19 protein-coding genes are annotated in these 22825 nt (G+C 60.0%); 14 read left to right on the forward strand and 5 right to left on the reverse strand.

The window, feature by feature from the left end; translation table 11 throughout:
* Positions 1 to 82: 82 nt before the first annotated feature.
* Both tsf and rpsB read right to left on the reverse strand, forming a co-directional pair.
* Positions 83 to 946, reverse strand: a complete 864-nt coding sequence (gene tsf, locus GIW28_RS04870; protein WP_053254736.1) for a translation elongation factor Ts — start codon at positions 944 to 946, stop codon at positions 83 to 85.
* 191 nt (positions 947 to 1137) lie between these two features.
* Positions 1138 to 1875, reverse strand: a complete 738-nt coding sequence (rpsB, locus tag GIW28_RS04875) for a 30S ribosomal protein S2 (protein ID WP_003189158.1) — start codon at positions 1873 to 1875, stop codon at positions 1138 to 1140.
* Positions 1876 to 2262: 387 nt separating this feature from the next.
* Here rpsB and map point away from each other — a divergent pair, with 387 nt between their 5' ends.
* From map to GIW28_RS04895, 4 genes are all read left to right on the forward strand, one after another.
* Positions 2263 to 3045, forward strand: coding sequence for a type I methionyl aminopeptidase (map, locus tag GIW28_RS04880; protein ID WP_017137140.1), 783 nt, complete (start codon positions 2263 to 2265; stop codon positions 3043 to 3045).
* A gap of 66 nt (positions 3046 to 3111) precedes the next feature.
* The gene (locus GIW28_RS04885; RefSeq protein ID WP_017137139.1) at positions 3112 to 5814 is read left to right on the forward strand and encodes a [protein-PII] uridylyltransferase; all 2703 of its coding nucleotides are present in this window, start codon (positions 3112 to 3114) and stop codon (positions 5812 to 5814) included.
* Between the two features lie 146 nt (positions 5815 to 5960).
* Positions 5961 to 7157, forward strand: a complete 1197-nt coding sequence (gene dapC, locus GIW28_RS04890) for a succinyldiaminopimelate transaminase (RefSeq protein ID WP_236445859.1) — start codon at positions 5961 to 5963, stop codon at positions 7155 to 7157.
* Between the two features lie 167 nt (positions 7158 to 7324).
* Positions 7325 to 8035, forward strand: coding sequence for a M12 family metallopeptidase (locus GIW28_RS04895; RefSeq protein WP_017137137.1), 711 nt, complete (start codon positions 7325 to 7327; stop codon positions 8033 to 8035).
* 19 nt (positions 8036 to 8054) lie between these two features.
* Here the strand turns inward: GIW28_RS04895 and GIW28_RS04900 are convergent, their stop codons facing one another.
* A complete protein-coding gene (locus GIW28_RS04900; RefSeq protein ID WP_017137136.1) occupies positions 8055 to 9698 on the reverse strand; it encodes a Na+/H+ antiporter in 1644 nt (547 codons plus the stop codon).
* A 278-nt stretch (positions 9699 to 9976) separates the two neighbouring features.
* On the opposite strand from GIW28_RS04900, the gene GIW28_RS04905 reads away from it, so the two are divergent.
* The 4 genes from GIW28_RS04905 to GIW28_RS04920 all read left to right on the forward strand — a co-directional run bounded on the left by GIW28_RS04905 (position 9977) and on the right by GIW28_RS04920 (position 13030).
* The gene (locus GIW28_RS04905; protein WP_231982825.1) at positions 9977 to 10285 is read left to right on the forward strand and encodes an arsenate reductase; all 309 of its coding nucleotides are present in this window, start codon (positions 9977 to 9979) and stop codon (positions 10283 to 10285) included.
* 31 nt (positions 10286 to 10316) lie between these two features.
* On the forward strand, positions 10317 to 11351 hold the full coding sequence (gene dapD / locus GIW28_RS04910; protein ID WP_017137134.1) for a 2,3,4,5-tetrahydropyridine-2,6-dicarboxylate N-succinyltransferase: 1035 nt from the start codon (positions 10317 to 10319) through the stop codon (positions 11349 to 11351).
* A gap of 63 nt (positions 11352 to 11414) precedes the next feature.
* Positions 11415 to 12620 carry an aminotransferase class V-fold PLP-dependent enzyme gene (locus tag GIW28_RS04915; RefSeq protein ID WP_169985372.1) on the forward strand — a complete coding sequence of 402 codons (1206 nt, stop codon included), beginning with the start codon at positions 11415 to 11417 and terminating at the stop codon, positions 12618 to 12620.
* A complete protein-coding gene (locus tag GIW28_RS04920) occupies positions 12617 to 13030 on the forward strand; it encodes a SufE family protein (RefSeq protein ID WP_099548549.1) in 414 nt (137 codons plus the stop codon). Before GIW28_RS04915 ends, GIW28_RS04920 begins: the two co-directional genes overlap by 4 nt.
* Before the next feature lie 99 nt (positions 13031 to 13129).
* On the opposite strand, the gene tcdA is transcribed toward GIW28_RS04920, so the two are convergent.
* Positions 13130 to 13945, reverse strand: a complete 816-nt coding sequence (tcdA, locus tag GIW28_RS04925; protein ID WP_017137131.1) for a tRNA cyclic N6-threonylcarbamoyladenosine(37) synthase TcdA — start codon at positions 13943 to 13945, stop codon at positions 13130 to 13132.
* 217 nt (positions 13946 to 14162) lie between these two features.
* On the opposite strand from tcdA, the gene GIW28_RS04930 reads away from it, so the two are divergent.
* From GIW28_RS04930 to GIW28_RS04945, 4 genes are all read left to right on the forward strand, one after another.
* Complete coding sequence (locus GIW28_RS04930) at positions 14163 to 16754, forward strand: glycosyltransferase (RefSeq protein WP_099548548.1); 2592 nt, start codon at positions 14163 to 14165, stop codon at positions 16752 to 16754.
* Positions 16755 to 16936: 182 nt separating this feature from the next.
* The gene (gene dapE, locus GIW28_RS04935) at positions 16937 to 18088 is read left to right on the forward strand and encodes a succinyl-diaminopimelate desuccinylase (protein ID WP_017137129.1); all 1152 of its coding nucleotides are present in this window, start codon (positions 16937 to 16939) and stop codon (positions 18086 to 18088) included.
* Positions 18088 to 18897 (forward strand): putative RNA methyltransferase, encoded by an 810-nt coding sequence (locus GIW28_RS04940; protein WP_170036449.1) that lies wholly within the window; start codon positions 18088 to 18090, stop codon positions 18895 to 18897. The genes dapE and GIW28_RS04940 overlap by 1 nt, the downstream gene beginning before the upstream one ends.
* A gap of 54 nt (positions 18898 to 18951) precedes the next feature.
* Positions 18952 to 19329: a hypothetical protein gene (locus GIW28_RS04945; protein WP_170036447.1), complete on the forward strand. Its 378-nt coding sequence runs from the start codon at positions 18952 to 18954 to the stop codon at positions 19327 to 19329.
* A 137-nt stretch (positions 19330 to 19466) separates the two neighbouring features.
* On the opposite strand, the gene GIW28_RS04950 is transcribed toward GIW28_RS04945, so the two are convergent.
* Positions 19467 to 19676, reverse strand: a complete 210-nt coding sequence (locus GIW28_RS04950; protein ID WP_003219353.1) for a cold-shock protein — start codon at positions 19674 to 19676, stop codon at positions 19467 to 19469.
* A gap of 182 nt (positions 19677 to 19858) precedes the next feature.
* Here GIW28_RS04950 and plsB point away from each other — a divergent pair, with 182 nt between their 5' ends.
* Entirely contained in the window at positions 19859 to 22363 is a 2505-nt protein-coding gene (gene plsB / locus GIW28_RS04955; protein ID WP_017137126.1) for a glycerol-3-phosphate 1-O-acyltransferase PlsB, read from the forward strand.
* A 51-nt stretch (positions 22364 to 22414) separates the two neighbouring features.
* Positions 22415 to 22816, forward strand: coding sequence for a YbaY family lipoprotein (locus tag GIW28_RS04960; RefSeq protein WP_017137125.1), 402 nt, complete (start codon positions 22415 to 22417; stop codon positions 22814 to 22816).
* Positions 22817 to 22825: the final 9 nt, after the last annotated feature.

Below are 22825 nucleotides of genomic sequence, written 5' to 3' on the forward strand. Positions count from 1 at the left end.
CAAATAAAAATTGGCCTTCCCATTTGAAAAGAGGCTGCGCGCGTGAGCGGGCAGCCTCTTTCGGCGACAGTTGAAAACTGTCTTATTGCTTGGCGGCAGCCAGCTGGGCAGCAACTTCTTCAGCGAAGTTGTCGACCGGCTTCTCGATGCCCTCGCCTACTTTGTAGTAGGTGAAGGAAACGATTTCAGCACCGGCTTTCTTGGCCAGTTCGCCAACCTTGATTTCAGGGTTCTTGACGAACGCCTGCTCAACCAGGCTCGCTTCAGCCAGGAACTTGCTGATACGGCCTTTGATCATGTTTTCAACGATGTTTTCCGGCTTGCCGGCGATCTTGTCAGCGTTGAGGCTCAGGAACACGGCTTTTTCGCGTTCGATTGCGTCAGCGGACACTTCCGATGGCAGCAGGAATTCCGGGTTGCTGGCCGCTACGTGCATAGCGATGTCTTTTGCCAGCTCAACGTCGCCGCCTTTCAGGGCAACCACGACGCCGATTTTGTTACCGTGCAGGTAACCACCAACCACATCGCCTTCAATGCGGGCCAGGCGACGGATGTTGACGTTTTCGCCAACCTTGCCGACCAGTACCAGGCGATCAGCTTCTTGAGCTTCGATCAACGGCTCAACGGTAGTGAGCTTGTCGTCGAATGCTTTCTTGACGCTGGCAGCAACGAATGCCTTGAAGTCGTCCTGCAGAGCCAGGAAGTCGGTCTGGGAGTTCACTTCCAGCAGAACGGCAGCCTTGCCGTCTTCAACCAGAGCGATAGCGCCTTCAGCAGCAACGTTGCCTGCTTTCTTGGCAGCCTTGATGGCGCCGGAAGCACGCATGTCATCAATGGCTTTTTCGATGTCGCCGCCAGCCTTGGTCAAGGCCTTTTTGCAATCCATCATGCCTTCGCCGGTACGCTCACGCAGTTCTTTAACCAACGCTGCAGTAATCTCTGCCATTTCAAAATCCTCTTGGATAGGTTTTCAACCATTCCACCCGATCAAACGGGCGATCAATTCTTCCCGAATCACCCTTGTAGGCCGCTGCACGTTACAGAAGTTGTAGCTGCGCTGCCGACAAATGGTTTTCGAGGTGGCAAAAAGGGGGCCAAGCCCCCTTTTTGCTTACTGAGTCAACGCCAGGGCGCTAATTACTCAGCGGCAGCTACCGGAGCTTCTTCAACGAACTGCTCGGTACCACCAGCAACGTGGTTGCGACCACGGATTACAGCGTCAGCCATCGAACCCATGTACAGCTGGATAGCGCGGATTGCGTCATCGTTGCCTGGGATGATGTAGTCAACGCCTTCCGGGCTGCTGTTGGTATCGACTACGCCGATAACAGGGATGCCCAGCTTGTTGGCTTCGGTGATCGCGATGCGCTCGTGATCAACGTCGATAACGAACAGTGCGTCAGGCAGACCGCCCATGTCCTTGATACCACCCAGGGAACGATCGAGCTTTTCCAGGTCACGGGAGCGCATCAGCGCTTCTTTCTTGGTCAGCTTGGCGAAAGTACCGTCTTCGGCTTGCACTTCAAGGTCACGCAGACGCTTGATGGAAGCACGGATGGTTTTGAAGTTGGTCAGCATGCCGCCCAACCAGCGGTGATCGACGTACGGCGAACCGCAACGTGCTGCTTCTTCAGCAACGATCTTGCCAGCGGAACGCTTGGTGCCGACGAACAGGATCTTGTTTTTGCCCTGGGCCAGACGCTCTACGAAAGTCAGAGCTTCGTTGAACATTGGCAGGGTTTTTTCAAGGTTGATAATGTGGATCTTGTTACGCGCGCCGAAAATGTATTTACCCATTTTCGGGTTCCAGTAACGGGTCTGGTGACCGAAGTGCACACCGGCCTTCAGCATATCGCGCATGTTGACTTGGGACATGATAGTTCCTTAATAAGTCGGGTTTGGCCTCCACGTATCCCAATGACCAACCAGCGGCATCAAGGCCTCCGGCACCCAGGTCATCGTGTCGACACGTGTGTGGATTTAAGCTTTGCGGGGTATCCCCGGAAAGCGGCGCATTTTATACCACACGAAGGACGAAAACGAAACCTGCAATCACATTTGCCAGCAACCGTGTTCGTGTAACCCCTTGAATAGAGCCGACATACCCCTACTCTATATAGAGATGCGATTATCAGAGGATCATGATTTGACGCCATCGTCTGTTAGAATCGCGTTTTTTGAGGCTTGTGCGAATTTCGTAACCATTTGTCGCACGCCCGTAAACCGTATTGATTTCAGCGCGTCGCGCTAGAGAGAGCCTGTATGACCGTTAGTTTGAAAACCGCCGAAGACATCGCCGGCATGCGCATTGCCGGCAAACTGGCTGCCGACGTGCTGGAAATGATTGCCGAGCATGTCAAGCCAGGCGTCACCACCGACACTCTGAACCAGATCTGCCATGACTATATAGTCAACGTGCAAAAGGCCATCCCTGCCCCACTGAACTACAAGGGCTTCCCCAAATCGATCTGCACCTCGGTCAACCACGTGGTCTGCCACGGGATTCCAGGCGACAAGCCGTTGAAGGACGGCGACACCCTGAACATCGACGTCACCGTGATCAAGGACCGCTATTTCGGCGATACCAGCCGTATGTTCCACGTCGGCAACGTGCCGGTCTGGGCTGAGCGCCTGTCCCAGGTCACCCAGGAATGCATGTACAAGGCCATCGAGATCGTAAAACCTGGTTGCCGCCTGGGCGATATCGGTGAAGTGATCCAGAAGCACGCAGAAAAGAACGGCTTTTCGGTGGTGCGCGAATTCTGCGGCCACGGTATCGGCACCGTATTCCACGAAGAACCACAGATCCTGCACTACGGCCGCGCCGGCACCGGCATGGAGCTCAAGGCAGGCATGACCTTCACCATCGAGCCAATGATCAACCAGGGCAAAGCCGACACCAAGGTGCTGGGCGACGGTTGGACCGCCATCACCAAGGACCGCAAGCTCTCGGCCCAGTGGGAACATACCCTGCTGGTCACCGAAACCGGCTACGAGATCTTCACCCTGCGCGCAGACGACACGATCCCTCGCGTTTCGGCGTGATGGTTGCCTCGGTTTTCCAGCTACACCGTTGTGACTGACTCAATAGACAGATAGGAAAGCCGATCGATGCCCCAGGTGGACCCCGAACTCTTCGACCGTGGCCAGTTCCAGGCCGAACTGGCCCTGAAGGCAAGCCCCATCGCCGCCTTCAAGAAGGCTATCCGCCAGGCCCGCGAGGTGCTCGATGAGCGCTTTCGCAGCGGCCGGGACATTCGTCGGCTAATCGAGGACCGCGCCTGGTTCGTCGACAATATCCTGCAAAAGGCCTGGGAGCAGTTCAGTTGGAGTGAAGACGCCGACATCGCCCTGGTAGCGGTCGGCGGCTACGGTCGAGGTGAGTTGCACCCCTACTCCGACATCGACCTGCTGATCCTGCTGGACAGTGCCGATCATGAGATCTTTCGCGATTCCATCGAGCGTTTTCTGACGCTGTTGTGGGACATCGGCCTGGAGGTCGGCCAGAGCGTGCGCTCGGTGGACGAATGCGCCGAAGAGGCACGCGCCGACCTCACCGTCATCACTAACCTGATGGAAAGCCGCACCATTGCCGGGCCGGAACGCCTGCGCCAGCGCATGCTGGAGGTCACCAGCACCGCGCATATGTGGCCAAGCAAGGAGTTTTTCCTGGCCAAGCGTGCCGAGCAAAAAGCCCGGCACCACAAGTACAACGACACCGAATACAACCTGGAACCCAACGTCAAAGGCTCGCCGGGCGGGCTGCGCGACATCCAGACCATCTTATGGGTGGCCCGCCGCCAGTACGGCACCCTCAACCTGCGCGCCTTGGCCGGTGAAGGCTTTCTGGTCGAGAGCGAAAATGCGCTGCTGGCCTCGTCCCAGGAGTTCCTGTGGAAGGTGCGTTACGCCCTGCACATGCTCGCCGGGCGCTCCGAAGACCGCCTGCTGTTCGACCACCAGCGCTCCATCGCCACCCTGCTGGGGTTTGAAGGCGAGGACGCGAAAACCAGCATCGAAAGCTTCATGCAGCAGTATTACCGCGTGGTCATGAGCATTGCCCAGCTCAGCGACCTGATCATCCAGCACTTCGAAGAGGTGATCCTGGCGCCGGAAGACGAAGCCCCGCCGCAGCCGATCAACTCGCGCTTCCAACTGCACGACGGCTATATCGAGGCGCGCAACGACAATGTGTTCCGTCGCACGCCGTTCGCCATGCTGGAAATCTTTGTGCTGATGGCCCAGCAGCCGGAAATCAAAGGCGTGCGCGCCGATACCATCCGCCTGCTGCGGGAAAACCGTCACCTGATCGACGATGATTTTCGCAACGACATCCGTAACACCAGCCTGTTTATCGAACTGTTCAAGTGCAAGATCGGCATTCACCGCAACCTGCGGCGCATGAACCGTTACGGCATCCTCGGCCGCTACCTGCCGGAGTTCGGCTTTATCGTCGGGCAGATGCAGCACGACCTGTTCCACATCTATACCGTCGACGCCCACACCCTCAATTTGATCAAACACCTGCGCAAGTTGCAGTACACCCAGGTGTCAGAAAAATTCCCGCTGGCCAGTAAACTCATGGCCAAGCTACCCAAACCCGAACTGATCTATCTGGCCGGCCTGTACCACGACATCGGCAAAGGCCGGCATGGCGACCACTCTGAAGTCGGCGCGGTCGATGCCGAAGCCTTCTGCCAGCGCCACCAATTGCCGCAGTGGGACAGCCGCCTGATCGTGTGGCTGGTGCAGAACCACCTGGTGATGTCGACGACCGCGCAGCGCAAGGACCTCTCCGACCCGCAGGTGATCCACGACTTTGCCGGGATCGTCGGTGATGAAACCCGCCTCGACTATCTTTACGTGCTGACCGTCTCCGACATCAACGCCACCAACCCGACACTGTGGAATTCCTGGCGCGCCAGCCTGTTGCGCCAGCTCTACACCGAGACCAAGCGCGCGCTGCGCCGTGGCCTGGAAAACCCGGTGGACCGCGAGGAGCAGATCCGCCGCACCCAAAGCGCGGCCCTGGATATCCTCGTGCGCGGCGGCAACGACCCGGATGACGTCGAGCAGCTATGGTCGCAACTGGGCGATGATTACTTCCTGCGCCACACCGCCGGCGACGTGGCCTGGCACAGTGACGCGATCCTGCAACAGCCGGCCGACGGCGGCCCACTGGTGCTGATCAAGGAAACCACCCAGCGCGAATTCGAGGGCGGCACGCAGATCTTCATCTACGCGCCGGACCAGCACGACTTCTTCGCCGTGACCGTGGCCGCCATGGACCAGCTCAACCTGAACATCCATGATGCGCGGGTTATCACCTCCAGCAGCCAGTTCACCCTCGACACCTACATTGTGCTCGACACCGACGGTGACTCGATCGGCGACAACCCGGTGCGCGTGAAAAAGATCCGCGAAGGCCTTACCGAGGCCCTGCGCAACCCTGATGACTACCCGACCATCATCCAGCGCCGCGTGCCGCGCCAGCTCAAGCACTTTGCGTTTGCGCCCCAGGTGACCATTTCCAACGACGCCCAGCGCCCAGTGACCGTGCTGGAACTCAGCGCACCGGACCGCCCAGGCTTGCTGGCGCGCATCGGCGGGATCTTCCTGGAGTTCGACCTGTCGCTGCAAAACGCCAAGATTGCGACCCTGGGGGAACGCGTGGAAGACGTGTTCTTCATTACCGACGCCGACAACCAGCCGCTGTCCGACCCGCAGCTGTGCCTGCGCTTGCAGGAAGCCATCGTGCAGCAATTGAGCGTGAGCCAGGAACCGGGTGTCGAGCTGACCAGACTGACCATTTGATTTTTAACTTCCCAGTGGGCACGGTCCCTGTGGGAGCTGGCTTGCCTGCGATGCGGGCGCCGCGGTGCATCTGGTACACCGCAGCGATGTGATCGCAGGCAAGCCAGCTCCCACAAAAGGCCGCACTCATCTTGATCGAGGCTTACATGAACAACGCCCTGAACCAGCTCCAGCCCTACCCGTTCGAAAAACTGCGCGCCCTGCTCGGCAGCGTTACACCGAACCCGGATAAGCGCCCGATCGCGCTGTCCATCGGCGAGCCGAAGCACAAATCCCCGGCCTTCGTAGCCAAGGCCCTGGCGGATAACCTCGACCAGATGGCGGTGTACCCGACCACGCTGGGCATCCCGGCCCTGCGCGAGGCCATCGGCGTCTGGTGCGAACGGCGCTTCAACGTGCCCAAAGGTTGGCTCGACCCGGCGCGCAACATTTTGCCGGTCAACGGCACCCGCGAGGCGCTGTTTGCCTTCACCCAAACCGTGGTCAACCGCGCTGACGATGCACTGGTGGTCAGCCCCAACCCGTTCTATCAGATCTATGAAGGCGCTGCGTTCCTGGCCGGGGCCAAGCCGCATTACCTGCCGTGCCTGGACAGCAATGGTTTCAACCCGGACTTCGACGCCGTTTCGCCAGACATCTGGAAACGCTGCCAGATCCTGTTCCTGTGCTCACCCGGCAACCCGACCGGCGCGCTGATCCCGGTCGAGACCCTGAAAAAGCTCATCGCCCTGGCCGACGAATATGACTTCGTGATCGCCGCCGACGAGTGCTACAGCGAGCTGTACTTCGACGAACAGACCCCGCCGCCAGGCCTGCTCAGCGCCTGTGTGGAACTGGGCCGCCAGGACTTCAAGCGTTGCGTGGTGTTCCACAGCCTGTCCAAGCGCTCCAACCTGCCAGGCCTGCGCTCGGGCTTCGTGGCCGGCGATGCCGATATCCTCAAGGCCTTCCTGCTGTACCGCACCTATCACGGCTGCGCGATGCCGGTGCAAACCCAGCTGGCCAGCATTGCTGCCTGGCAGGATGAGCCCCACGTATTGGCCAACCGTGACATGTATCGGGAGAAATTCGACGCCGTGCTGGCAATTCTCAAGCCGGTGCTGGATGTACAAGCCCCAGACGGCGGCTTCTATCTGTGGCCGAATGTGAAGGGCGACGATGCCGCGTTCTGCCGTGACTTGTTCGTGGAAGAACACGTGACCGTAGTGCCGGGTTCGTACCTGTCGCGCGAAGTCGACGGCTTCAACCCTGGCGCCGGTCGCGTACGCCTGGCGCTGGTTGCGCCGTTGTCGGAGTGTGTGGAAGCGGCGGAACGGATTCGGGACTTCATAAACCGTCGCTGAACACCCCCACGCTGCCCGCACTGTAGATAAAGTGCGGGCAGCGCCACACGATCGACACTGCGCTGCATAAGTAGCCATTTGCTTAAAAACGATAATCGGTGGAATCCTATCAACGACAAGTGCCACTCAATGTTCATTAACGTCTTGAACAATGTAGACATGGCACGATGACAAACCTGAGCACAGCAACTCTCGGTTTCACCTCCACACGCACTCACGACATTGATATATATCAAGCGCCCCCAGATAAATCCCACTCAAGAAAAACCCGCGCTGTTTCAGCACCCGACAAATACTGGCCGCAAAATTCCACGCTGAAGATTGCTGTCTATGATGCCGACGAAGAAGCACTGGAGCACATAAAAAAGGCTGCGAATCTTTGGCTGTCGCATATCAACCTGACCTTTGAATTTGTTTCAGGGGAAGAGGGAGATATACGCATCGCGCTGGACTATGGGGAGACTCAATCAGGCAGCTCTGCACTTGGAACCGACGCGCAAAAGGTACCCCTCTACCTACCGACCATGGTGTTGCCAAACCCTTACGACAACCCAAGATTCGAAGCCATTGCAGCCCATGAGTTCGGGCATGCCCTAGGGTTGCATCACGAACATAAACACCCCAATAGAACGATTGATTTTAATACGCCAACCATCTACAGACACTTTAAAGGCCATGGATCGAATGAAGCCATCCATAAAGACATTCTCCAGCGCCTCACTGGAAAAAACGTCGCTGCCTCCAAATACGATAGAAACTCAATCATGCATTACGGCTTCACCAGAGACGAACTATGGAAGCAGCCGGCAATCCCTTGGCCCACCCGATTGACAGAACTGGATAAGTCTTTCATAGCCGAGCAGTACCCCAAACTTTAAGGCACCGCGGTGTGGACAACTACTTCATCACACCCAGATTCGCCTCACTCATATCCAGATCCGCCAAGACCTCGCGCAACACGTCATCACCAATCTGGTGATGACGGCTCAGGCTGTACAACTCCAAGCGCTGCGCGCGCAGGGCCTTGAGGCGCAATTTGCGTTCAAGCAGGTCCATCTGATGCGCCAGTGCCTGGGCTTCGGCTGAATCGTTGAATACTTCCAACTGATGACGGTATTCCGACATCAGCCGCGCCTTTAACTCGGTCGCGAGTGCTGCCTGGGCGGCGTCTGGGGTTTCGGTTTCGGCAGGCTCGTCCGCTTCCAGCGCGTGGATGGCGGCTACCGCGGTTTTTTTCCACGCCTCACGCACTTCGTTATGGCGCTTTTCATCGGGGCTCTGCTCGATGCCACGCAATAGCAGCGGCAAGGCGATGCAGGCGGCCACCAGCGACAGTAGGATCACGCCGGCGGCGATAAAGATCAGCAGGTCGCGCTCGGGAAAATCCTGGCCAGGCGCCAGCAATAAAGGCACCGACATCACACCCGCCAAAGTGACCGCACCGCGCACGCCACCCACGGTCAATAGCCAGCAGGACCGGGCCGTAGGCACGAGTGTCAGCTCGCTTTTCCCACGCAGCCGCCGTAACAGGCCCGACAAACGCCAGATGCTTTGCACCCAGATAAAGCGCAGCACCACCAGCACCAGGAAGATCGCAACCACATCCAGGCAGCGATACAACAGCGTTGGCCACAGTGTCGGTTCGTGACTGACCACGGCCTTGATGATGTCCGGCAGTTGCAGGCCCAGTAGCAGGAAGATCAGGCCATTAAACGCAAACTCCAGCAGCGACCACACACTGCGGTTGAGCAAGCGCGTGCTGGTCTGGCGTGGCAGCAAGTCGAGCCAGCTTTGCATCATGCCCGCCGCCACCGCCGACAGGATGCCGGATGCGCCCAGGCGCTCGGCCAGCACGTAGGCTGCGAACGGCAGCAGCAACATAAACACCACGTGGGTGGCCGGGTCGTCCCAACCACGGGCAATCATCCAGGCGCGTAAACGGCCGACCAACCAGCTCAGCGCCACGCCTACCGCGAGGCCGCCCACCGCTACCAGCACAAAAGTCAGGCTGGCATCGGCCAGGGAAAACACGCCGGTCAACGCCGCCGCCAGGGCGAACTTGAAGGTCACCAGGCCCGAGGCATCATTCATCAATGCCTCGCCTTGAAGCATATGCATCAAAGGTTTTGGCAGGCGATTTTGGGAAATGGCCGACACCGCCACGGCGTCAGTCGGGGACAATACGGCCGCCAAGGCGAAGGCCACCGGCAACGGGATCGTGGGCAGTATCCAATGGATGAAGTAACCGGCGCCCACCACGGTAAATAGCACCAGACCCACCGCCAGCGTAAGGATCGGGCCTCTGAGCCGCCACAATTCGCGCTTGGGCATGCGCCAGCCATCGGAGAACAGCAACGGCGGCAGGAACAAAAACAGGAACAGCTCCGGGTCCAGCGCCACGTGCAACCCCAGCGTAGGCCAGGCCAGCAAGGCGCCGGCGGCGATCTGCACCAAGGGCAACGGCAGGGGAATAATTCGCCCGACAAGGCGCGAAACGCTGACCAGCATCAGCAGGATAAGAACGGTATAGGCGGTTTGCATAACGCGGGTTTCCCGGACAATCGACTTGCTATGACACCGATCTGGCAACAACTGGCCGTTGAAGTGCCATATTAACCGGCTATGTTACCCGCTTGGCTGCGCAACGGCTTTTGCACATAAGTCGCACTGAATCATCGGCAAGTATGACGAGCGGCACCCAAACCCGCTGGTCGTGGCATAATCCGTGACCTTTAACTTTCATACGTCCAAAGGGGGGCAATTCCTTGACCGCTTCAAGCACAACCTTGCACCTTTTCGGCATCAAAGCCTGCGACACCATGAAAAAGGCGCGCACCTGGCTCGATGAGCACGCTGTGAGCTATGAGTTCCACGACTACAAAACAGCCGGTATCGACCGCGAACACTTGACCCAATGGTGCAACGAGCACGGTTGGCAGGTGGTTTTGAACCGTGCGGGCACCACCTTTCGCAAACTCGAAGACGAACGCAAAGCCGATCTCGATCAGTCGAAAGCCATTGAATTGATGCTCGCACAACCCTCGATGATCAAGCGCCCGGTGCTCGATCTCGGTGACAGAACCCTGATTGGCTTCAAGCCAGATAGTTATTCGGCGGCCCTCAAGTAGGCCAGCCTTCCATTTTTGTAGAGGTAACAGCATGTCCAATTCCCTGTTCAGCCTGGGCTTCGGCGTCGGCACTCAGAACCGCCAAGGTGCTTGGCTGGAAGTGTTTTACGCACAACCGCTGCTCAACCCGTCGGCCGAGATCGTTGCCGCCATCGCGCCGATCCTCGGTTATACCGAAGGCAACCAGGCCATTACTTTCACCGTGAGCCAGGCGCTGCAACTGGCTGACGCGCTCAAAGGTGTCGACACGGCCCAGGCCGCGCTGCTCAGCCGCCTGGCTGAAAGCCACACCCCGTTGGTCGCCACCCTGTTGGCCGAAGACGCCGCACTGACCTCCACGCCTGAGGCCTACCTCAAGCTGCACCTGCTGTCCCACCGCCTGGTCAAGCCCCACGGCCTGAGCCTGGCCGGTGTGTTCCCGCAGTTGCCGAACGTGGCGTGGACCAGCCAGGGCGCAATCGACATCAACGAGCTGGCCGAGCGCCAACTGGAAGCACGCCTGCGTGGCGAGCTGCTGGAAGTGTTCTCGGTGGACAAGTTCCCGAAAATGACTGACTACGTAGTGCCGGCTGGCGTGCGTATCGCTGATGCCGCGCGCATCCGCCTGGGCGCCTACGTGGGCGAAGGCACCACCGTGATGCACGAAGGTTTCGTCAACTTCAACGGTGGCACCGAAGGCCCGGGTATGATCGAAGGCCGTGTATCGGCAGGTGTATTCGTCGGCAAGGGTTCGGACCTGGGCGGCGGTTGCTCCACCATGGGCACCCTGTCGGGCGGCGGCAACATCGTGATCAAGGTGGGCGAAGGCTGCCTGATCGGCGCCAACGCCGGTATCGGTATCCCGTTGGGCGACCGCAATACCGTGGAGTCGGGCCTGTACGTGACTGCCGGTACCAAGGTTGCTCTGCTAGACGAGCACAACCAACTGGTCAAAGTGGTCAAGGCGCGCGAACTGGCTGGCCAGCCGGACCTGCTGTTCCGCCGCAATTCCCAGACCGGTGCCGTGGAGTGCAAAACCCACAAATCGGCGATCGAACTGAACGAAGCGCTGCACGCTCACAACTAAGCAGCCACTCGATGCCACTAGCGGGCCCCACACCTGGGGCTCGCTTATACGAGTCTTAAGACCATGCTTGTGCCCTCCCCCTGGCGCGCCGATTTTCCGGCCATCGCCACCCTGCAACGGCAAGACCAGACCTACCTGGACAACGCCGCCACCACGCAAAAACCCCAAGCCCTGTTGGATGCCATCAGCCATTACTACGCCAATGGCGCAGCCAATGTGCACCGTGCCCAGCATTTGCCGGGGGCCCACGCGACCCAGGCGTTTGAAGACAGTCGCAGCAAGGTCGCGCAGTGGTTGAATGCAGGTGACAGCGGGCAGATCGTGTTTACCCACGGCGCGACGTCTGCGCTGAACCTCCTGGCCTATGGCCTTGAGCACTTATTCAATGCGGGTGATGAAATTGTCATCAGCGCCCTGGAACACCACGCCAACCTGCTGCCCTGGCAGCAACTGGCCAAACGTCGCGCGCTGACGCTGGTGGTCTTGCCCCTTGGCGATGATGGCGTGATTGACCTGCAAGCCGCCGCCGAATTGATCAGCCCGCGTACGCGCTTGCTGGCAGTGAGCCAGCTGTCCAACGTACTCGGCGCCTGGCAACCTTTGGAGGTCTTGCTGCCAATGGCCAAGGCCCACGGTGCCTTGACCGTGGTCGATGGCGCCCAAGGCATTGTCCATGGTCGCCACGACGTACAGGCGCTGGGTTGCGACTTCTACGTGTTTTCCAGTCATAAGCTCTACGGCCCGGACGGCGTCGGCGTGCTGTATGGCCGCAACGAAGCGCTGCATCACCTGCGCCACTGGCAGTTTGGCGGCGAGATGGTGCAGCAGGCCGAGTATCAAAGTGCGAGCTTTCGCCCTGCCCCGCTGGGTTTCGAAGCGGGCACGCCGCCGATTGCAAGTGTGATCGGCCTGGGTGCCACGCTGGACTACCTGAACTCTCTGGACCAGCCGGCCGTGGTCGCCCATGAAGCAGCCCTGCATGACTACCTGCTGCGCGGCCTGAAAGCACGCAATGGCGTGCGCGTACTGGGCTCGCCCCAGGTGGCACTCGCCAGTTTCGTGGTGGAGGGCGTGCATAACGCCGACCTGGCTCATCTGTTGACCGAACAAGGCATTGCCGTGCGAGCTGGCCATCATTGCGCCATGCCATTGCTCAAGGCCATGCACTTGTCCGGAGCGATCCGTGTGTCCCTGGCGCTGTATAACGACTCCGATGACCTGGAGCGCTTCTTTGAAGCGCTGGATCAGGCGCTGGATATGTTGCGATGAGCTTGCCTGCGGATGCCATCAGCGCGCTTGAGTCGTTTCAGGCAGTAGGCAGTTGGGAACAACGCGCCCGCATGCTGATGCAGTGGGGCGAGCGGCTGCCGGCGTTGACGGCTGACGAAAAGGTCGAGGCCAACCTCGTGCAGGGCTGTGAAAGCCTGGTGTGGTTGGTCGGCCGTTTACAGGACGGCCATTGGCAGTTTGCCGCGAGCAGCGATGCGCGAATGATCCGGGGGTTGGTGGCGTTGCTGCTGGCACGGGTCAATGGGTTGTCGGCAAGTGAGTTGCAGGCGGTTGACTTGCCGGACTGGTTCAATCAACTGGGGCTTTCGCGCCAGCTGTCGCCGTCGCGCAGCAATGGGCTTAATGCTGTACTGCAGCGCATGCAAGAGCTGACCTGTACGCAAAACTAATGTGGGAGCTGGCTTGTGTGGGAGCTGGCTTGCCTGCGATGCAGGCACCTCGGTCTATCAGTCAAAGCCAGCTCCCACATTTTGTTTTGTGCAGGACAGCTAAATCTGGGTAGGTTTAACCCGCTCCGACGGCCTGCGCACCCCGGCCACAATCTTGTCCACCGCCTTGGTCGCCGCCACCATGCCAAACGTGGCCGTGACCATCATCACCGCGCCAAACCCGCCCGCACAGTCCAGCTTCACGCCGTCACCGACAAAACTTTTCTGCAAACAAATGCTGCCGTCCGGCTTGGGATAGCGCAGCTGCTCGGTAGAGAACACACACGGCACGCTGTAATGGCGGGTCACGGTGCGCGAAAAGCCGTAGTCGCGGCGTAGCGTGGAGCGCACTTTCGAGGCCAGCGGGTCGTTGAAGGTGCGGTTCAAGTCGCAGACCTGGATCAGCGTCGGGTCGATTTGCCCGCCGGCGCCGCCGGTGGTGATGATCTGGATCTTGCGACGCTTGCACCAGGCAATCAGCGCGGCCTTGGCGTTCACGGCGTCGATGCAGTCGATCACGCAATCGATATTCGGCGTGATGTACTCAGCCATGGTGTCACGGGTTACGAAGTCCGCCACCGCATGCACCGTGCAGTCCGGGTTGATGCCGCGCAGGCGTTCGGCCATTACCTCGACCTTGGGCTTGCCCACGGTGCTGTCCAGGGCGTGCAACTGGCGGTTGCTGTTGCTGACGCAGACATCGTCCAGGTCAAACAGCGAAATCTCGCCCACGCCGCAACGGGCCATGGCTTCCGCCGCCCAAGAGCCCACGCCGCCGACGCCGACGATCGCCACATGGGCCGCTTTCAAGCGTTCCAGGCCTTCAATGCCATACAAGCGGGCGACGCCTGCAAACCGCGGATCTTCTGTGCTCATGACCATTACCCCAAAAACCGGCGCGCATTATGGACTACACAGCGACAAGTTCGAAGCTTCCAGCTACAAGTAAAGAACTTAGAGGGTCTTTCGCTGACTAACGTCCGGCTTTTCTCTGTCTGCTGTACGCTCAGTTAAAGGCCGGTGTAGGATGCGCGCCGTTCGGCGTAGGCCGACACCTCTTTTCGTTCCACACCCTTTGGAACCCGAAATAGCCATGTCATCGCGTAAATTTGGACTCAACCTGGTGGTAGTGCTGGCAATTGCCGCGCTGTTTACCGGCTTCTGGGCGCTGATAAACCGCCCGGTTACCACCCCTAACTGGCCAGAACAGATCTCCGGGTTCTCCTACTCGCCGTTCCAACAAGGCCAGTTCCCGCAGAAAGACCAGTACCCCACTGACGACCAGATGCGCCAGGACCTGGCGATCATGAGCAAGCTGACGGACAACATCCGTACTTACTCGGTCGACGGCACGTTGGGCGATATTCCCAAACTTGCCGAAGAGTTCGGCCTGCGCGTGACCCTGGGGATCTGGATCAGCCCGGACCTGGAACGCAACGAGCGTGAAATCCAGCGCGCCATCGAGATCGCCAACAACTCGCGCAGTGTCGTGCGCGTGGTGGTCGGTAACGAGGCATTGTTCCGCGAAGAAATCACCCCGGAGGCGCTGATCGTGCTGCTGGACCGGGTGCGCGCCGCCGTGAAAGTGCCGGTGACCACCTCCGAGCAATGGCACATCTGGGAAAAGAACCCGCAACTGGCCAAGCACGTCGACCTGATCGCCGCGCACATCCTGCCGTTCTGGGAGTTCATCCCGATGGACAAGGCCGGCCAGTACGTACTGGACCGTGCACGGGATCTGAAAAAGCTGTTCCCGAAAAAACCGCTGCTGCTCTCGGAAGTGGGCTGGCCGAGCAACGGCCGTATGCGCGGTGGCAATGAAAGCTCGCCGGCAGACCAGGCGATTTACCTGCGTACGCTGGTGAACAAACTGAACCGCCAGGGTTACAACTACTTCGTGATCGAGGCCTTCGACCAGCCGTGGAAAGTCAGCGACGAAGGCTCGGCGGGCGCTTATTGGGGCGTGTACAACGCCGCACGCCAGCAGAAATTCAACTTTGAAGGACCGGTCGTCGCGATCCCGCAATGGCGCGTGCTGGCCATCGGCTCGGTGGTGCTGGCGCTGCTGTCGCTGACCCTGCTGATGATCGACGGCTCGGCCCTGCGCCAGCGTGGCCGCACCTTCCTGACCTTTATCGCGTTCCTCTGTGGTTCGGTATTGGTCTGGATCGGTTACGACTACAGCCAGCAATACAGCACCTGGTTCAGCGTCACCGTCGGCATTTTGCTGGCCCTCGGCGCGTTGGGCGTGTTTATCGTATTGCTCACCGAAGCCCACGAACTGGCTGAAGCGGTGTGGACCCACAAGCGCCGGCGTGAATTCCTGCCGGTGGAAGGCGATTCGGACTACCGCCCGAAAGTCTCGATCCATGTGCCGTGCTACAACGAGCCGCCGGAGATGGTCAAACAGACCCTCGACGCCCTGGCCGCCCTCGATTACCCGGACTTCGAAGTCCTGATCATCGACAACAACACCAAGGACCCAGCCGTCTGGGAGCCGGTGCGCGACTACTGCGAAACCCTCGGCCCGCGCTTCAAGTTCTTCCACGTCTCGCCCCTCGCCGGTTTCAAGGGCGGCGCGCTGAACTACCTGATCCCGCATACCGCCAAGGATGCCGAAGTGATCGCGGTGATCGACTCGGACTACTGCGTGTCGCCCAACTGGCTCAAGCACATGGTGCCGCACTTCGCCGACCCGAAAATCGCCGTGGTGCAGTCGCCGCAGGACTACCGCGACCAGAACGAGAGCACTTTCAAGAAGCTCTGCTACGCCGAATACAAAGGCTTCTTCCATATCGGCATGGTCACCCGCAACGACCGTGACGCGATCATCCAGCACGGCACTATGACCATGACCCGTCGCTCGGTGCTCGAGGAACTGGGCTGGGCCGACTGGTGCATCTGTGAAGACGCCGAACTCGGCCTGCGGGTATTCGAGAAAGGCCTGTCGGCCGCGTATTACCACGACAGCTACGGCAAGGGCTTGATGCCGGATACCTTTATCGACTTCAAGAAGCAGCGTTTCCGCTGGGCCTACGGCGCGATCCAGATCATCAAGCGCCACACCGCCAGCCTGTTGCGCGGCAAGGGCACCGAGCTGACCCGTGGCCAGCGCTACCACTTCCTCGCGGGCTGGTTGCCGTGGGTGGCGGATGGCATGAACATCTTCTTCACCGTCGGCGCCCTGTTGTGGTCGGCGGCGATGATCATCGTGCCGACCCGTGTTGACCCGCCGCTGCTGATTTTCGCGATCCCGCCGTTGGCGTTGTTTGTGTTCAAGGTCGGCAAGATCATCTTCCTCTACCGCCGTGCGGTGGGTGTGAACTTGAAGGACGCATTCTGCGCGGCGCTGGCCGGGCTGGCGTTGTCACACACCATCGCCAAGGCGGTGCTGTATGGCTTCTTCACCACCAGTATTCCGTTCTTTCGCACACCGAAAAACGCCGATAACCACGGCTTCTGGGTAGCCATTTCCGAAGCCCGCGAAGAGATGTTCATCATGTTGTTGTTGTGGGGCGCCGCACTCGGGATTTACCTGGTGCAGGGCCTGCCGAGCAATGACATTCGCTTCTGGGTGGTGATGCTGCTGGTGCAATCGCTGCCGTATGTGGCGGCGCTGATCATGGCGTTCCTGTCGTCGCTGCCAAAACCTGCACCTAAGGTTGAGCCGGCAACCGCTGAGTAAAAACTTGCGCAATGCACTAAACGGCGGCCTCTGGCCGCCGTTTTGCTATAAGATAACGGCCGTTTTACGAGACTTGGCCAGGCCCTGCTTTCTGTGGGAGCTGGCTTGCCTGCTCCCACATCGAACCCTGTTTTATCCACATTCGTCCTGCGCGCCCATTACACGCTTCCCGGAGTTTTCCCATGACGGCCCATGCCGACCTTTCGCCGACCCTTCAACTTGCCATCGACTTGATCCGTCGCCCCTCAGTGACGCCGATTGATGCCGACTGCCAGAAGCTGATGATGCAGCGCCTGGGCGACGCAGGTTTTGCACTTGAGCCGATGCGTATCGAAGATGTGGACAACTTCTGGGCCACCCATGGCAAGCACGAAGGCCCGGTGCTGTGCTTTGCCGGCCACACCGATGTGGTGCCGACCGGCCCGGTGCAGGCCTGGCAGAACGACCCGTTCGATGCGTTGATCGACGAGCACGGCATGCTCTGCGGGCGTGGCGCAGCGGACATGAAAGGCAGCCTGGCGGCAATGCTGGTGGCTTCGGAGCGTTTTGTCACCGACTACCCGGACCACAAGGGCTCGGTGGCTTTTCTGATCACCAGTGATGAAGAAGGCCCGGCGCACCACGGCACCAAAGCGGTGATTGAGCGTCTGGCGGCACGCAAGGAGCGTCTGGACTGGTGCATCGTCGGCGAACCGTCGAGCACCACGCTGGTGGGCGATGTTGTGAAGAACGGCCGTCGCGGCTCCCTCGGCGCCACCTTGACCGTGCGCGGCGTGCAGGGCCACGTGGCATACCCGCACCTGGCGAAAAACCCGATCCACCTGGCAGCACCGGCGCTGGCGGAACTGGCTGCCGAGCATTGGGACGATGGCAACACCTTCTTCCCACCGACCAGCTTTCAAATCTCCAACCTCAATTCCGGCACCGGCGCCACCAACGTGATTCCGGGTGACCTGACAGCAGTGTTCAACTTCCGTTTCTCCACCGAATCCACCGTCGAAGGCCTGCAACAGCGGGTTGCGGCGATTCTGGATAAACACGGCCTGGACTGGCACGTTGATTGGGCCTTGTCTGGCCTGCCATTCCTCACCGAGCCGGGCGCGTTGCTGGATGCTGTCTCGGCCAGCATCAAGGCGATTACCGGCCGCGAGACCAAGGCGTCCACCAGCGGCGGCACGTCCGACGGGCGCTTCATTGCCACCCTCGGCACTCAGGTGGTGGAGCTGGGCCCGGTCAACGCGACGATTCATCAGGTCAACGAACGCATTCTGGCCAGCGACCTCGATGTGCTGACCGAAATCTACTACCAAACCCTGATCAAGTTGCTCGCCTGATGCTCGCGTGCCCCCTTTGCAGCGCACCGCTCAACGCGGTGGATAATGGCGTGGCGTGCCCCGCTGGGCACCGTTTCGACCGTGCGCGCCAGGGTTACCTGAACCTGTTGCCGGTGCAGCACAAGAACAGCCGCGACCCAGGCGACAACCTCGCCATGGTCGAGGCACGCCGCGACTTTCTCAATGCCGGGCACTATGCGCCAGTGGCCAGGCGCCTGGCCGAACTGGCCGCCGAGCGCGCGCCGCAGCGCTGGGTGGACATCGGGTGTGGCGAGGGTTACTACACCGCGCAAATCGCCGACGCCCTGCCCCACGCTGACGGTTATGCGCTGGATATCTCCAAGGAAGCGGTGAAACGCGCGTGCAAACGCAACCCGGCGCTGACCTGGTTGATCGCCAGCATGGCCCGCGTGCCGTTGGCGTCGGGCAGTTGCCAGTTTCTCGCCAGCGTGTTCAGCCCTTTGGACTGGGAAGAGGCCAAGCGCCTGCTCAGCCCCGGCGGCGGTTTGATGAAGGTTGGCCCGACTGCCGGCCACCTGATGGAATTGCGCGAACGCCTGTACGACGAAGTGCGTGAATACACCGACGACAAGCATTTGGCTTTGGTGCCACAAGGCATGCGCCTGGCGCACAGTGAAACGCTGGAATTCACCCTGAGCCTGATCGAACCCCAGGACCGCGCCAACCTGCTGGCGATGACGCCCCATGGCTGGCGCGCGAGTGCCGAGCGCCGTGCTGAAGTGATCGAGGCCGCCGAGCCGCTGCTGGTCACCGTATCGATGCGCTACGATTATTTCGTGCTTCAATAACCGACTTTTAAGTATCCGCGAATGGATTTTCGAATCCCGCAACGAGGAACATCCATGCGCCAACCTGATATCGAGATTTACCTGAAAGACGCCGAGGTCGACTACAAGGCCATCGCCGCCTGGCTGGGTGCCGCCCTGGGCCCGTGCACCGACTGGGTCCAGAAAGGCCAGACCTACAAGTGCAAGGCCGGCAATGTGCCGGTTACCTGGCTGCCAAAAGCCGTGGGCAAGTGGAACAGCCTGTACCTGGAAAGCGACCAGACGCCGTGGGATGACGACATCGCCTGCGCCCGCGCCGCCTTTGCCGCGCTGAACGTCGAAGTGCGCTGCGCGCCGGGTACCTGGGTTGAGGAGGAAGGTGAGGAAAGCGCTGATACCTGGATTCGCATCAGTGCCGACGGCGAAGAGCAGATCACCTGGAAAACTGCCTGATCCAAACCTGAAAACCCAATCAATGTGGGAGCTGGCTTGCCTGCGATAGCATCACCGCGGTCCGACTGATAGACCGAGGTGTCTGCATCGCAGGCAAGCCAGCTCCCACAGTTGATTGGGTTGGCAGGACAAGGGTGTTACAGACCCACCACATCCTCAGCCTGCAAGCCCTTCTCGCCGGTCACCACGGCGTATTCCACCTGCTGGCCCTCGGCCAATGAGCGGTGGCCCTCACCGCGAATGGCGCGGTAGTGCACAAACACATCCTTGCCGTCTTCACGCTGGATAAAGCCATAGCCCTTTGCATCGTTGAACCACTTCACATTGCCGGTTTCACGCGTTGCCATCTGTCTTACTCCCACATGCATTTTTATTGTTGAGTCGCTCGCATTGAACTGCCGAGTATAAGACAGGCTCAAAAACGATCAACTCAAGTTTACATCGCTGCTTTTTTGCCGATTTTCGGCGAATACGGCACACTACCCGCCCGAGCACCTGCTCGGTTTTTTCCACTTGAAGCAGCACGCCTATGACCCGCTCCCCGTTCCGCCGTCTGGTGTTTGGCACCTTGCGCCGACTGTTGTACCTCTGGGTTCGCTCGGAGACGATCAATCAGTCGTCCCTAACCCTTAACCTGGACCGCAGCCGGCCGGTGTTTTACGTCCTGCAATCGCCCTCTCTCACCGAATTGGCGGTGGTCGACAAGGAATGCACCAAGGCCGGCCTGCCGCGCCCGGTGCTGCCGGTGTCGGTGGGTTCGTTGATCGAACCCGCCGCGTTCTTCTACCTCACGCCCGAACCCGACTGGCTCGGCCGCCAGGACAAGCGCGGCGCGCCGCCAACCCTGACCCGCCTGGTCAACACCCTGACCGAGCACGCCGAAGAGAATGCACAAATCATTCCGGTCAGCGTGTTCTGGGGGCAGTCGCCCGAAAGCGAGTCCAGCCCGTGGAAACTGCTGTTCGCCGACAGCTGGGCCGTCACCGGCCGCCTGCGCCGCTTGTTGAGCATCCTGATACTGGGCCGCAAGACCCGTGTGCAATTCTCCGCGCCTATCAACCTGCGTGAATTGATCGAGCACAATAAAGGCCACGAACGTACCGTGCGCATGGCCCAGCGCATCCTGCGTGTGCACTTTCGTAACCTGAAGACTGCGGTCATCGGCCCCGACCTGTCTCACCGCCGTAACCTGGTCAAAGGCCTGGTCAACATGCCGCTGGTGCGCCAGGCCATCGCCGATGAAGCCGAGCGCGAGAAAATCACCCCGGAAAAAGCCAAGGCCCAGGCCCTGCGCTACGGCAACGAGATCGCTTCGGACTACACCTACACCGCGATTCGCTTTCTGGAAGTGGTATTGAGCTGGTTCTGGAACAAGATCTACGACGGCATCAAGGTCAACAATATCGAAGGTGTGCAAAAGGTTGCCCAGGGTTACGAGGTGATCTACGTGCCTTGCCACCGCAGCCATATCGACTACCTGCTGCTTTCGTACCTGCTGTTCAAAAACGGCCTGACTCCGCCGCACATTGCCGCCGGCATCAACCTGAACATGCCGGTGATCGGCAGCCTGTTGCGCCGGGGCGGTGCATTTTTCATGCGCCGCACCTTTAAGGGCAACCCGCTGTACACCTCGGTGTTCAACGAGTACCTGCACACCCTGTTCACCAAGGGCTTCCCGGTGGAGTACTTCGTCGAAGGCGGACGCTCGCGCACCGGGCGCATGCTGCAACCGAAAACCGGCATGCTGGCGATCACCCTGCGCAGCTTTTTGCGTTCCTCACGCATGCCGATCGTGTTCGTGCCGGTGTATATCGGCTATGAACGCGTACTCGAAGGCCGTACCTATCTGGGCGAGTTGCGCGGGGCGAGCAAGAAGAAAGAATCGATCTTCGATATTTTCAAAGTGGTCGGCGCGCTCAAGCAGCGCTTTGGTCAGGTCGCGGTCAACTTCGGCGAGCCGATCAAGCTGGCCGAGTTCCTCGACGCCGAGCAGCCGGACTGGCGTGCCCAAGAGCTGGGCCCGAACTACAAACCGGCGTGGCTCAACGAAACCACCAACCGCCTCGGCGAACAGGTGGCACGCCACCTCAACGAAGCCGCAGCGGTCAACCCGGTAAACCTGGTGGCCCTGGCACTGCTTTCGACCACACGCCTGGCCCTGGATGAACAGGCCATGGCCCGCCAGTTGGACCTGTACCTGGCACTGCTACGCCGTGTGCCCTACTCGCCGCACACCACCTTGCCGGAAGGCGATGGGCTGGCGCTGATCAAGCACGTCAAGGACATGAACCTGCTCTCGGAGCAGAGTGACGCCCTGGGCAAAATTGTGTATCTGGATGAGCAGAACGCCGTCCTGATGACCTATTACCGCAACAACGTGCTGCATATTTTTGCCCTGCCGGCGCTGCTGGCGAGCTTCTTCCAGAGCAGCTCGCGCATGAGCCGCGAGCAGATCCTGCGCTTTACTCGCGCGCTCTACCCTTACCTGCAATCGGAGTTGTTTATCCGCTGGTCGCTGGAAGAGTTGGACGCCGTCGTCGACCGATGGCTGGAAGCCTTTGTCGAGCAAGGCCTGCTGCGTTTTGAAAACAACGTGTACCTGCGCCCGGCCCCGAGTTCGCGGCACTTTGTGCTGCTGACGCTGTTGTCCAAGAGCATCGCCCAGACCCTGCAACGCTTCTACATGGCGATCTCGCTGCTGCTTAACAGCGGCCAGAACAGCATCAGCGCCGAAGAGCTGGAAGACCTGTGCACGATCATGGCCCAGCGCCTGTCGATCCTGCATGGCCTGAACGCGCCGGAGTTCTTCGACAAGAGTCTTTTCCGACATTTTATCCAGACATTGCTGGAGCAAGATGTGCTGCGCCGCGACGAGGCCGGGAAATTGAGTTACCACGACCTGCTGGGTGAACTGGCGGAAGGCGCGGCCAAACGCGTGCTGCCTGCCGAGATTCGTCTGTCGATTCGCCAGGTGGCCTTGCATCGCGTCGACGGCGCAGCTGAAGCGCCTGTGGAACCGGCAGAAAGCCGCTAGATTGACTGAGGCGCCGGGCTGTTTCCGGCGCCGTTGAAAAGGAGCTGTACCATGAAAAAGATCATCCTCCTGGGCCTTACCGCCCTGCTCGGAGCCTGCCAATCCATGACCCCAGCCCCCAAGGCCAGCCTCGACGGCGAAGTGTTCTACCTGCAACGCATCGCCTTGCCGCCCGCGGCCACCCTGAGCGTCAGTCTGCAGGACGTGTCGCTGATGGACGCGCCGGCGGTGACCCTGGCCGAACAGAAAGGCCCGGTCAAAGGCCAGGTGCCGCTGCCGTTTCACCTGAGCTACGACCCGGCCCAAATCAAGCCAGGCCACACTTATTCGGTGAGTGCTCGCATCGAGCTGGACGGCAAGCTACTGTTTATTACCACCGAACGCCACGCGGTGCAGCTCGACGGCAAGGACGAACAGCCACTGCGTCTGCGCGTTGATGCTGTCGCACACTGACCTTTCCAG

The organism is Pseudomonas sp. PA-5-4B (genome assembly GCF_021606215.1).
Taxonomy (GTDB): domain Bacteria; phylum Pseudomonadota; class Gammaproteobacteria; order Pseudomonadales; family Pseudomonadaceae; genus Aquipseudomonas; species Aquipseudomonas edaphica.